The sequence below is a fragment of the Leptospira wolffii serovar Khorat str. Khorat-H2 genome (genome assembly GCF_000306115.2).
In the GTDB taxonomy this organism is placed as follows: domain Bacteria; phylum Spirochaetota; class Leptospiria; order Leptospirales; family Leptospiraceae; genus Leptospira_B; species Leptospira_B wolffii.
In genome coordinates, this window is record NZ_AKWX02000007.1 from 241,780 (window position 1) to 254,174 (window position 12,395).

Consider the following 12,395-nt stretch of genomic DNA (forward strand, 5'->3'; position numbering starts at 1 on the left):
TAGCATTAAATTTTTTACCGTTATTTCGAACGATTGATTTGGAAAGTTTTTGACTTAGAATGTACCGACCCTAGTTGGAGTGGAAAGGTTCCGGAATAAATTTGACATCGCTTCTCACCCTATTATAACTTGCGAATTCCATAGAAAAATCGGGTTTTTGCATGAAGCATTTCCTCAATACTTTGGGCTTGTTTGCTATATTGGCCTTAGTATTCACAAACCAAGCAACCGCTGATAGTGTGATCGACGGTTGCGAGAAACCGCCGGAACGAAAAGATCTTCCGTTTTACATCAGCCAGCAAAGACAACTTTGTAAGAAGGATCTGGAAAAGAAGAAGGAGGGTTGGTTCCCCACAGGACTTCCTCTTTTGAATTCCGACCCGAATACGGGCGTAGGTTACGGAGTTCGTGTATTCGCATATAATAATGGGACCAAAGACGATCCGTTCTTCGAATATACTCCTTATAAATTCAGAATTTATGCGCAGTATTTCAATACCACCAAACAGCGCCAATACCAGGATATCGCTTTCGATGCTCCTTATGTGTTCGGTACCCAATGGAGATTGAGAGGAGAGGCGGTCTACGACGCGAACCCGAACACTCTGTTTTTCGGTTTGGGAGAAAATTCTCTTCAGACTCTTAGCTACCATGACCGCGGACAATCCGGAGGGGACGTTTTTACCAACTCTACTTTCGATGCGCAGCAAAGAAACTTAGCTTACCAAAGACCGGGAGGCCCTGGGGATCCGGTAATGATCAACGGAGGCGTATACAGCGGCTTCCAATCGCAGAACGGATTCAATGTCACCAATACGATGTACAATCGGTATAATTTGATTTCTCCGACTGCCAACTTGAGCGGTGAGAGATCTTACGTGGGAGGAACGGTTCGACTCGTAGCTGGCTTACGCGTTTCTCAAAATATAGTGCGTTCCTTCGACGGAACCCTAGTGAGAGCGACCAGTCCCATTCTAGACGGAGCTCCGGAGAACACCGCAGAGTCCGCGTTGAATGGAACCGGACAAGCCTTCAACGGGACCACTAAAATCACGGAAGATCATAATGCCGGAAAGATTCTAGGTTATCACGGCGGTATCGTGAATACTCTCCGCTTGGGTCTCGTATACGATACCCGGGATTTGGAACCGGATCCCAACCAGGGCGTATTCTTGGAAGCCACGTATGAAAAATCCGCTAAAACCATCGGATCTAATTTCGATTATAGTAAATACTTCGCTCAGGGAAAATTCTTCTGGAGCCCGTTTCCTAAAGTATTCGACAAATTGGTACTTGCAGGAAGAGGCGGGATCTCTCTTACCGAGGGGGACGCACCATTTTTCGAATATAGAAACATGTGGGGAACCGAAGGAGTCATCTCCGGTTTAGGAGGTCGTACCACATTAAGAGGTTATAAACAGGACCGCTTCGTAGGCCGAACCATGGGTTGGGGTAATATCGAACTTCGTTGGAAATTCGCTCAGTTCACGGTTCTTGGGCAGCATTTTGCCTTGAATTTGGTGCCTTTTATCGATTTCGGCCGAGTCTGGGACGACGAACATAAGGTCAATCTGAAGGATTATAAGTATTCCAAAGGGATCGGATTTAGGATAGCATGGAACCAAACCACGATTATCATTCTGGATTACGCGGTTTCTAGAGAAGACAAGCAGTTGTTCATCAACTTCAATCACGCATTCTAAGGAGAGGTCATGAAAAGAATATTTCGAAATACAAACATAGTATCGCTTCTCCTTTTGGCATCGTTAGTGTTGAATTGCGAAGAGAAGTTGGATCATAATAAATACGGTTTTGCGCCGGAAGACGATAACCAGCTGATAGCCGGAGCGCTCTTCTTCCAGAATTTTATCCCGAATAGCGACGGAACGGTCTTGGACATGACGAGTGGTCGTATGTGGAAGATCTGTAGCCAAGGTCAGGTATTCGTAGGAACTGCGAGTTCGTATAGTTGCCGCGGCGTGAGCGGTGGCGTCTCGAATCCTGCGAGCTACGGAGCGAAGGAATTGCAGTATTGCAATGTGGACTTAGCGTCCTGCAATACATTAGGACTTCCTCAAACACTTACGAACGTATCACCGATATCGGTTGCTGGTAGTTCGGAGGCTTACGATTCTTGTGCGAACGATAATACGGGAGGGCACACGGATTGGCGAGTAGCGAGCTTTCTTGAGTTGAAATATTTGAGTTCGACGAGCCGTAACTTTCTAATACTGAAATTTCCTGACACGATAGAGGATTTTTATTGGAGTTCTACGGCGAACGAGCAAGACGTAACGACGAAGACAGCGCGAGCGGTATCGTTTGGTAGGGATCGTTTTGGAGAAGATGAAAGCTTTTCTAAAACCAGTCGTTATTTCGTGAGGTGCATTCGCTAACTTGCGCTTCTCTCGATACAAAACTCGCGCAAGAGAATAGGGGCGTTGTCCCGAGTCGGCGCGAAGTGCCATATCGAGGGGTCAGAGAGGCGCTTGCAAATCTCCGTGAACTAAATCGTTCCTGAGTACCGTATCGTGGCGGGAAGGGGAACGATTCTCCGGATAATCTGTGGAATAATGCAGTCCGCGACTTTCTTTTCTGGCGAGGGCGGAGCGGATGATAAGTTCTCCTACTAGGACCAGATTTCTCAGTTCCAATAACGGATTCGTTACGATGGTACGGTTATAATAATCTCTTACCTCATTATAGATCAGGTCCATTCTTCTCAGAGCTCTTTGCAGACGCAGATCCGATCGGACGATCCCCACATAGTTTGCCATGGTGTTCTTGATTTCGGAAAGATCATGAGAGATAAGAACCCATTCTTCCGTATTCGTGAGTCCTTCCTTATCCCAGGCAGGGATTTGATCGTGTTCCGGCAGGAAGTCCGGCGGATTTTTACCTATGTCCTGCGCGATCCGGTTGGAAAAGACGAGACATTCCAATAAGCTATTAGATGCGAGCCGGTTCCCCCCGTGAACTCCGGTGCAGGACGCCTCTCCGGCAGCATATAGATTTTCTATATTTGTTTTTCCTAATAGATCGGTGGAGATCCCGCCGCACATGAAATGGGCCGCCGGAACCACCGGAATCGGATCCGTAGTGATGTCTATCCCTAGTTCCAGGCATTTTCCGTAAATGGAAGGGAAGGCGGTCCGGATTTCTTCCGCGGGTTTATGGGAAATGTCCAGCCATACGTGAGGCTGTCCGTTCTTCTTCATCTCTGCGTCTATGGCCCTTGCTACTATATCTCGTGTCGCCAGGTCTCCCATAGGATGGTATTTCTTCATGAACGGTTCTCCGTCCATAGTGAGAAGGACGGCGCCATTTCCTCGGACTGCTTCGGAGATAAGAAAGGATTCTCCCTTTTCGTGATACAGTGAAGTGGGATGGAATTGGTAGAATTCCATATTCTTGATTTCTGCGCCGGCACGGTAGGCGCAGGCTACTCCGTCCCCCGTAGCAATCTTCGGATTCGTGGTATGAGAATATACCTGTCCCGCTCCTCCGCTTGCGATTATCGTCTTTTTAGCGAGTATTGGGATGATCTCTCCCGTGTGATTGGAGAGAACATATGCTCCGAAGCATATGAGTCCCTTCTTCTTGAGGTGGTGAGGGGTGATCAGATCTACGACAGTATGGTATTCTAATATTCTGATATTAGGATTCTGTTTGACGATTTGTAGCAGCGTCTTCTCTATCTCGTGCCCGGTTCTATCGTGAGCGTGGACGATCCTATGTGTGCCGTGCCCGCCTTCCCTGTGGAGATCGAATTCTCCCTTCGGGTTCAGATTGAACGGTACTCCATATTCCAAGAGCTCTTTTACGAGAGGGGGGCCTTCTTTCACGAGGACACGGACCGCTTCCGGATCGCAAAGACCGGCCCCGGATTCCAGAGTATCCCTTACGTGATCCTCGAATTTATCTCCCTCAGCGAAGACGGAAGCGATTCCACCTTGGGCATAATTCGTATTGGATTCATAATCCGATTTTTTGGTGACGATTACCGTTTCTCCGAAGGGAGAAAGTTTTAGAGCTTGGAAAAGGCCAGTGATCCCGCTGCCTATGACGAGAAAATCGGTTTTGATTCTTGGCATCGTATCCTATGAGAATGCCGCCGCCGGAGAAATTTCCGGCGACGAGTCGTTTGGTCCTACTTACGTTTTGCGTTCGTGTTTAGAAGAGCATCCACGTAATCGATGGAGCGTATCAACTGGAAGTCGGGTTTGATCGGGTCGTTCTTATGTTCTTGGATGAACTTTTCCCCTTTTCCGTTTGCCTTAACCCAGGCATCCAATTTCTTCACATCGAAATGTCCCTTCTCCTCTGCGGCCGAAGGCAATTCGGGAAGGTGGTTCCACATATTCTCCTCGCGATAATGGAACGGAAAACTACCGTCTTCTTCTCCCGAGATTTCCACATCCGGTTTTACGCCGACTACTTGGATGGTATTTCCGGAAGGGGAGTAATATCTGGATTGCGTTAGTTTTATGTAATATGCGTTGTTTCCTCTCAGCTCTTGCAGCTTTTGAACGGTGGCCTTTCCGAAGGATCTTTCTCCCAGGATCAAACCTCTACCGTGGTGTTTAAGGGCCGAAGCCACGATCTCGGAAGCCGAAGCTGATTTTGCGTTGATGAGGACCGCTACAGGTAGATCGGTCAGATCCTTTTTGCCTGCGTTGGAATCTTCGGGGCTACGATTGGGGCTTTTTACGGAAACGATGAGACCGTTCGTAACGAACATATCCGCTAGATCAATCGCCAGATCCAGATAACCGCCTGGGTTGTTTCTTAGATCCAGGACGAGGGCCTTCAGCTTGGTTCCTTTGGCAGCCGAGAGTTTTTCCAGCTCTTTGAACTGCTGTACGAATTCCTTATCTACGGAGGGATCCGATTTCACAAAACCGGTCAACTTGATGTATCCGATATAAGGATGATTGTCTATGAGTTTGCTTGTGATATTTTTGATCTCGATGGTGTCTCGGATGACTTCGATATTCAGGGTACCCGAGACGCCTTTTCTTTTGAGAGTGAGAACGACTTTGGAGCCTTTTTTGCCTTTGATCCTTTCCACGACTTTATCTAGGATCATTCCTTTTACGGATTTTCCGTCCACGGCAAGGATCACGTCTCCGGATCTGACTCCTGCAGTTACCGCAGGACGTCCTTCCAAAGGATTTTCTACGATGACTTCTTTGTTCCCGCCTCCGCTCAAAATGGCTCCGATTCCTTCGAAGCTTCCGTCTTCTATCTTAGCCATGGATTCTTCCCAAGCGGCTTTCAGGAATACTTGGCTATGAGGATCCAAGGAGGAAAGATAACCGTTTGCAGCGGCGAGATAAACGTCTTTGATGGAGAAAGGTTCTTTGTCCTTGGTGTCTTCCTCTCCGAACGGATCTTTGAGTGGAGGAGTGCTGTAATTAGGAAGACTCTTTTCTATATAAGCGAGTACCCGATCGAAATCCTTTTTGGAAAAATTCGTTTGTTCCCATTTTGCGGACAGGACCTTTTTCCTGATTTTTTCCCTTTCCACCAATTTCAAGACTTCGTCGCTGGAAAGCTTAGGTTTATTGGATTCTTCTTTCAACTTGCGATCGCGGATTTTTTCCACTTCTTTGTAGTCGGGATCGAATAATACGAATTTGTCATCGGGAGAGAGCTTGAAGGTCTTTCCTGGAAAGATATCGTCCGCTTCTTCGTATTTGGCGCGATCGTTGAAATAGCTTTCCGGGTAGAGATAGAGAGCGTGGGGCAAAGAGAATAGAGCGAAGACGGCTGCGTCCTTATAGGCTCTGTTCTTATCTATATTTTTATCGATGTAGTTTCCCTCAACGGTCTTGACTACACTGTCAAAATCTTTAAGAGTGAAATCTGCAGTAGTCTTGGAGTTCCCCGAAGAAGGCTGACAGAAAAAGATGCTCGTAGATAAAATGACCGAAATACAGGAGAGGGAAAGAGATCTCAGGCTTTTCAAATCGGGTCCTCTTTACACAAGGTTGATTTTCGATCATTTTCCACTTCGAACAGGCATTGTCAATCTATTCCCCCGAAAACTGGTCCGGATGAGCCTTTCTGAGCTTCTTACTTTCGTAGGAACTCCTACGTTTTTTTTTCTAAGCTTTTGCCTGATTTTAGGTTCCTCGGGAACTTTTTCCTGCACCTCCGTATCGGTTCCCGGAGGAGGTAGATTCGGTGCGGAGCTGATCCAGGAGCAGGCCATTCTGGATTTTTACGGGACAGAAGAGGAAAGAAATTCCGCTTTGAAATTACTCAAATCCGCCTGCAAATCCCTGAGAAAAGACAGGGGTCTCGCTTGTTATAATCTATCCGTTTTATACAATTCTTTGGGCGATATTCCTTCCGCTTGGGAATACGCCAATGCCGCTCGCAACGGAGATCCCAAGGATCCTCTTTACCAAGAACTCGTTTTTTCCGTTTCCGTCCAATTGCAGGCGGTCGATTCCAAATCGGAAGAATCGGAGGACCAACTTTTTAGACAGGCGATCGAAGCCTGTAAGTCCGGAAAGAAGGAAGAGGCGAATTCTTATCTAATTCGTCTTGTGGATTCGGGTCTCTTGTCCAAGGAAGCGCTGACGAAAGGAATCTTTTCGGAATGCGGAGCGGACCCGAGCCTAATCGCCAAGGCCAAACCGAATTCTGTCAAACCCGGATTGGAATATTATAAAACTCTGGAAAAGAATCATCCTTACCGCAAGGTATGGGATCTTTCTGGAGAATTCGGTAGGAATTCCAAAGAGACTTCCAAAAATAAGGCCACTCAATCCTGGAAGGAACTTCGAAAGGCCGTATCTTCTAGGGATTCCATCTCGGCTCGCAGGTTTTTAGGCGGTTTCAAGGAAGGTTTGGAGGAACTTTCCAAGGAGAGTCCTCAATCTGCGCATCTCGCCTCCAATTTAAGGAAAGCGGCGTTTTTACTCCTGTCGGAAGACTCCAACTATTCCGGTTTTAAGGATTTGGCGAAAGAGCTTTCAGATACTCCTTCACAGACGAAGTGATTCCCACTTCCAAAGCATAAGACATGAGTCTATGACCTATGGACACTTCTTCCAAACCGGGAAGAGCGGAGAATAGGGGAAGATTGAACTGGTCTAGATCGTGTCCTGCATTGATTCCTATCTTTTCTTTTTGTAGGAACTCCGCCGCCTTACGAAAAGAATCGAAACTTCTCTTGCCTTCTTCCGGAGAACTGTCGTAGGCCTGGGCGTAGGGACCCGTATAAAATTCCACTCGATCCGCACCCGTTTCTTTTACGAGTCCTAGATTCTTGAGATCCGTTTCCATGAAGATGGAGACACGTATACCCGCATTTTTGATTTTCTGAATGTATTTGGAGAGTTCCTCGCCGTCTCTGGATAGATCGAAACCGTGATCGGAAGTGATTTCTCCCGGAGTGACTGGAACAAGAGTCGCCTGGTCCGGATTCGCCCGTAAAACCAGGTCCAGGAATCGGGGGGAAGGTTCCCCTTCTATATTGTATTCTATTTTTTTTTCCTTTCTCCGATTATAAGATTCTAAAAAAGATTTTAAGTCGAAAACATCTTCGGTGCGGATATGTCTTTGGTCTTCCCTCGGATGAACCGTGATTCCGTGCGCACCTGCCTCTAAAATCAATTCCGAAATCGCCAAAAGATCCGGATGATTTCCTCCCCGGGAATTTCGTAGAGTTGCTACCTTATTGACGTTTACGCTCAAACGGACCATGGAACCTCATATTTGTTTCCATATTGGGATGGATCGCCCTTTCGGAAACTAGATTTCCGGAACGTTTTTCTGCTTGAATCGGAATATGTGTCTCTCAGCATGGTCAATTCCGATGGCAACAGCTAAGAAAACGGCTAAGAAAAAAACAGCACCGAAGTCTAGCGCTTCGGCCAAAAAGCCCGCTCCTAAGAAAAAAGCGCCGGCCAAAAAGAAGGAGAGCGCATCCTCGCCTAAATCCGCGACGACCAAAAAGTCTTCGTCCGGGTCCAAAGCGTCTTCTTTAAATCCCTTAGGTAAGAAATTCACCTGCCATACTTGCGGAACGAAATTCTACGATTTAAATAAAGAAGAAAAGATCTGCCCGAAATGCGGAGCGGATCAGAACAAACGCCCTGCTACCAAATCCAGGGTTCGTCCTAGGGTGGAAGAAGAAGAGTTTCCGGAAGATACGATGGAAGAAGATGCTGATGTTGGCTTCGAAGATGAAGAAGGCGGCATCGTTGAAGAGCCTCTGGAAGAAGAGGAGGACGAAGAAGAGGAGGAGGAATAATCTCCCCCTCTCGTCCCATTCTCATCATCGCAGCTCCCACGGGGGCCGGTAAAACGGCCCTGGTGAGGGAACTGGATCCTTCCCGTTTTGAAATCATTTCCTTCGATTCCAGACAAATCTACCAAGAGCTTACGATCGGCACAGCTGCCCCGACTCCCGAAGATCTAAAAAGAATCCCCCAGCATCTCACCCATCTTATTCTTCCTTCGGAATCCATCCACGCCGGTAGATACGTTCTGTATGCGGAAGAAGCCTTGGATGATATTCTTTCCCGAGACAAGATTCCCGTTCTCACTGCAGGAACCGGTTTTTATTTGAATGCATTCTTATTTGGAATGTATCCGGTTCCTCAGATTTCTCCGGAAATCCGGGCCAAGGTGGAAGCTTTGTCCATGGAGGAAAGGATCCGGGAATTGCAACTCTTGGATCCCAAAGCCTTGGAAAGAATTTTCCCCAACGATAATTATAGGTATGGGAGGGCTCTGGAAGTGAATTGGTCCGGGGCGGTTTGGTCCGAATTAAAGGTGGAAGAAGGGGAAGGTGCCCTGGTTTCCCGGAATTTAAAGATCGCGGGAGCCTACTTTCTGGATTTGGATCGGGAAATTCTTTATCGCAGGATCAACGCTCGAGCGCGGGAAATGATCGAATCTGGAATGGCCGAGGAGGCGAAAAGGGTCGCCGAAAAATACGGAGAGGATTGTCCAGGGCTACAGTCTTTAGGTTATAATTTCGCGCTTGAAAATATTAAAGGAACGTCCAATCTTGAGACATTCTTCGGGAATTTAAGCCAATCCCATAGGAATTACGCCAAACGTCAGATTACTTGGTTTCGAAAGCAAAAGTTTCTGGAACCGATCGATCCGAGTTCAGTGTACAAAAAGATACAAAATATATAAAACGGATAAAAATCTATGTCTGCTAAAAATAATATACAGGACCAACTTCTCAACACGGCTAGAAAAGAAAAATTGGAATTAACCATCTACCTTCTAAACGGAGTACCCTTGAAGGGAAAAGTGGTGAGCTTCGATAATTTCACCATCGTCCTGGAACAGGAAAACAAGCAGAGTCTGGTTTACAAGCACGCAATCTCTACGATCATTCCTTCCAAAGTAATCAAACTTTACACGGAAGAAGCCGCAAAAGAAGCTCCTTCCGCGTAAATGTTTCGAAAAGTCGGCCGAGCGCTTTTCATACTATTTATTCTAGCGGGAGTTGCGGTTTTATCGTATCCCGTTTTTCTAATTAGCGAAGGAGAGGCCTTGGTCGTCTGGGAAAAAGACGGCCGCCTAATTTCGTTTATCCGAGGGCCAGGATTCGTATACGAATTCGGAGTCCTACAATTCTGGGAGAAATCCGTGGGCAAGGAGCCTTTGCATTCCTTGTCTTCCGTCCTAGAATTGGAATACGATCTTTCGGCAGGATTATTCCCGGAAGGCTCGAACGAAGGCAAGATCAAAAGTCGTTTGGACGTTTCTTATCGTCTGGAAGGAGAAGAAGCCCGTAAATGGTTTTCCTCCGGAGGAAGATCCGAAGCGGGTAGGACCAAGTATCTGAGCGGGGTCCTGGTTTCTCGATTGAGAGCGGCCATCGAGGACGAAAAAACACTGAACTTAACTAGGGACTCGATCTCCGGTTTTTTGCGAAAGGATCTAGGCCCCGAAATCGACAGGGAACTAGGATGGCTCAAGGTGGAATCCATCCGCATTCTAAGTCTGGACGTTCCGGAACCTATCGTAATCGCGAACCTATTTCGAAATCCTAATTTTATACTGGCTAAGAAGTCGGAAAAAATAGAAGCCCTGAAAAAGGCGGAACTATATCTCATCCAAGAAGAGGCGAAGCTTTCGGCTTCCAGAAAAAAATGGGAGCAATATAAGGATTTTTTAAAGAAGAATCCGGACATGAAGGACTTCCTGCTGTACGACAATATCGGGGACAATGTGGACGTGATCCTTTTGCCTTCCGATTCCGTCTTCGGCGATCCCAAATCCTTGGCTAAGAAAAAACAATCCGCCCCCAAACCCAAAGAGGTGGAATAAATGAGTCAAGAAAAACCCGTAGTATTGATTATGGCGGGAGGAAAAGGGGAAAGATTCTGGCCTAGGTCCCGGATCTCCACTCCCAAGCAGCTACAAAAAGTATATTCAAAAAATACGTTACTCAGAGAGACCCTGAATCGCGCTTATACGATCACTACCCCGGACCGGATTTTCATAGGAACCAACGCGACTCTAAAGAAGGCGATTCTCGCTCAGGAAAGGAATTTTCCGGAAAACAATTTCATCATAGAACCGGAAGGTAAGAATACCGCACCGATCATCGCGCTCGCTTCCTTGCATTTCCGGGAAAAATTCGGAGATCCTGTGCAAGTGGTACTCTCCGCGGATGCCTGGGTGAATTCGGATAAAGAGTTCGCCAAATCGATTCAGAAAGCGTTGTTCGAAACCAAGGAACATCTCGTATTATTGGGGATCAAACCCAATCGCCCCGAGGTGGGATACGGATATATCGCTTCCGGAAAACCCACTAAGCACGGATTCGAGGTGAAATCCTTCTTCGAAAAACCGGATTACAAAACCGCGTTAAAGTATATTAAGAAATCCAATTTTTATTGGAATCCGGGGATCTTTCTCTGGAGGACGAGTCTGATTCTGGAGGAATTCGAAGCCTATTCTCCTAAGATCCTAAAGCCTCTTAAGGACAGATTTCCTTTCAAGAAGATGGGAGAATTAGGAGAGGCGTTCAAGCTTCTTCCTTCGGAACCCGTGGATATCGCTATCATGGAAAAGAGTTCCCGTATCCGAATGGTGGAGGCGAGCTTCGCATGGGACGATGTGGGTTCTTGGCTTTCCTTGGAGAGAGTTCTTCCGGGAGACACGAAGGGCAATCGACATATAGGTAAAGAGATTCTATTTTATAAATCCGAGAACAACGTCACCCAGACTAGAAAAGAATTCACCGCTCTTTTAGGAGTGAAGGACATCGTAGTCGTGGAAGAAGAAGACGTATTGTTCATCGCATCCAAGGAAGGAATCGGTGATATCAAAAATATGGTCGCCGAGATCCGTAAAAATAAAGGTTTACAAAAGTACACCGAGTAATTTCCTGGCAGAGAAGATAGGAGAACCGAATGCCTTCCGGTAAAAAAAGAAAGCGAAGAAAGATCGCGACTCATAAGAGGAAGAAAAAAAGAAGACTGAACCGTCATAAGAAGAAAGGCAAATAGATCCGAGGCAGAATCGGATTCATAAAAGACCGGGGAATCCAAAAAGGCTACCCGGTCTTTTCGCCTAAAACTCCCCACCTAGTCGGGAATTCTCCCGAAAATCGGAACAGCAATCATAAACAGGTCCTAAAGCAAAAATCGAAAACCACCGATAGTTTGCTTGTATGGCCTCCTTCCAGGATTATTCCATTCTAAGGCGTTGGTGGAAACCCGAGTTTCCTCCCGCCAAAGGATATACGAAATCATACCAAGCCAAGACTCCCGACGGAGATATACTCCAAGCGGACTTTCATTTTCACGATCGTAAGATTCGTCTGACTTTGGAGGCGGCCGGAGAAAACGGACGAATCTATGTGTCCACGATCCGAGACGGTTCCATCCAAAAAGAAACCGATCTCACCACAGGAAGATCTTATCCTCTTTATTCTAGATTTGCTCCCTTTAGAGATCTGATCTCCTCACTTCCGGATGCCGACGCCTTGCATTCTTTGGGAGGAGTGTACGGAGTTTCTCCCGAACCTTTGGGAGGACCGGAGAGAAAGGAACCTCGTCCTTGGGAAGTTTCCACCAAGTACGATCATATTTTCGGAATCCGAAGAGGTCCTTCTTATTGGCAGAATCTATTTCGCAGGGAACCCAAAGAGCCCTTATGGAACAGAATTAAGACCCGTTTTTGGGGGGACTTTCACGATTTGATTTTGGGAGCGGGTTCCGCGTTCGGGATCTGGTACACTTACCTGGATTTTTATTTGCTCGGTTTTTCGTTAGCGGTTTTCGGTTTGCTTTTTGGCGGATTGGACTGGATACTGAGGAAACGCGATCCATTATTCTCGAAAGTAATGCTCTTTCTGGGTTCCGGATCGTATTTCTATTATTACGGATACACCCGTTTCTAGG

General features: G+C 46.7%; 12 protein-coding genes. 9 read left to right on the top strand and 3 right to left on the bottom strand.

Going from position 1 to position 12,395, the window contains the following annotated elements; all coding sequences use genetic code 11:
• The first annotated feature begins 242 nt into the window (after positions 1–242).
• Both omp85 and lsa25 read left to right on the top strand, forming a co-directional pair.
• Positions 243–1,703 (top strand): Omp85 family outer membrane protein, encoded by a 1,461-nt coding sequence (omp85, locus tag LEP1GSC061_RS05385; protein ID WP_040508195.1) that lies wholly within the window; start codon positions 243–245, stop codon positions 1,701–1,703.
• 9 nt (positions 1,704–1,712) lie between these two features.
• On the top strand, positions 1,713–2,396 hold the full coding sequence (gene lsa25 / locus LEP1GSC061_RS05390; protein ID WP_016544781.1) for a surface adhesin Lsa25: 684 nt from the start codon (positions 1,713–1,715) through the stop codon (positions 2,394–2,396).
• 81 nt (positions 2,397–2,477) lie between these two features.
• Here the strand turns inward: lsa25 and nadB are convergent, their stop codons facing one another.
• Both nadB and LEP1GSC061_RS05400 read right to left on the bottom strand, forming a co-directional pair.
• Positions 2,478–4,094, bottom strand: coding sequence for an L-aspartate oxidase (nadB, locus tag LEP1GSC061_RS05395; protein ID WP_016544896.1), 1,617 nt, complete (start codon positions 4,092–4,094; stop codon positions 2,478–2,480).
• Positions 4,095–4,150: 56 nt separating this feature from the next.
• Positions 4,151–5,962 (bottom strand): S41 family peptidase, encoded by a 1,812-nt coding sequence (locus tag LEP1GSC061_RS05400; RefSeq protein ID WP_415751826.1) that lies wholly within the window; start codon positions 5,960–5,962, stop codon positions 4,151–4,153.
• Positions 5,963–6,059: 97 nt separating this feature from the next.
• Here LEP1GSC061_RS05400 and LEP1GSC061_RS05405 point away from each other — a divergent pair, with 97 nt between their 5' ends.
• Positions 6,060–7,013: a hypothetical protein gene (locus LEP1GSC061_RS05405; RefSeq protein ID WP_016544471.1), complete on the top strand. Its 954-nt coding sequence runs from the start codon at positions 6,060–6,062 to the stop codon at positions 7,011–7,013.
• Here LEP1GSC061_RS05405 and LEP1GSC061_RS05410 read toward each other — a convergent pair.
• Positions 6,964–7,719, bottom strand: coding sequence for a pyridoxine 5'-phosphate synthase (locus LEP1GSC061_RS05410; protein ID WP_016544277.1), 756 nt, complete (start codon positions 7,717–7,719; stop codon positions 6,964–6,966). The two genes, LEP1GSC061_RS05405 and LEP1GSC061_RS05410, sit on opposite strands and share 50 nt — an antisense overlap.
• A 112-nt stretch (positions 7,720–7,831) precedes the next feature.
• Here LEP1GSC061_RS05410 and LEP1GSC061_RS05415 point away from each other — a divergent pair, with 112 nt between their 5' ends.
• The 6 genes from LEP1GSC061_RS05415 to LEP1GSC061_RS05440 all read left to right on the top strand — a co-directional run bounded on the left by LEP1GSC061_RS05415 (position 7,832) and on the right by LEP1GSC061_RS05440 (position 12,394).
• Positions 7,832–8,269, top strand: a complete 438-nt coding sequence (locus tag LEP1GSC061_RS05415; RefSeq protein WP_016544646.1) for a TIGR02300 family protein — start codon at positions 7,832–7,834, stop codon at positions 8,267–8,269.
• The gene (gene miaA, locus LEP1GSC061_RS05420; RefSeq protein ID WP_040508081.1) at positions 8,269–9,165 is read left to right on the top strand and encodes a tRNA (adenosine(37)-N6)-dimethylallyltransferase MiaA; all 897 of its coding nucleotides are present in this window, start codon (positions 8,269–8,271) and stop codon (positions 9,163–9,165) included. Before LEP1GSC061_RS05415 ends, miaA begins: the two co-directional genes overlap by 1 nt.
• Positions 9,166–9,180: 15 nt before the next feature.
• Positions 9,181–9,432, top strand: a complete 252-nt coding sequence (gene hfq / locus LEP1GSC061_RS05425; protein WP_008592014.1) for an RNA chaperone Hfq — start codon at positions 9,181–9,183, stop codon at positions 9,430–9,432.
• Positions 9,433–10,311, top strand: coding sequence for a hypothetical protein (locus tag LEP1GSC061_RS05430; RefSeq protein ID WP_016544218.1), 879 nt, complete (start codon positions 9,433–9,435; stop codon positions 10,309–10,311).
• A complete protein-coding gene (locus tag LEP1GSC061_RS05435; protein ID WP_016545074.1) occupies positions 10,312–11,373 on the top strand; it encodes a mannose-1-phosphate guanylyltransferase in 1,062 nt (353 codons plus the stop codon).
• Positions 11,374–11,662: 289 nt separating this feature from the next.
• Positions 11,663–12,394 carry a hypothetical protein gene (locus LEP1GSC061_RS05440; RefSeq protein ID WP_016544920.1) on the top strand — a complete coding sequence of 244 codons (732 nt, stop codon included), beginning with the start codon at positions 11,663–11,665 and terminating at the stop codon, positions 12,392–12,394.
• Position 12,395: the final 1 nt, after the last annotated feature.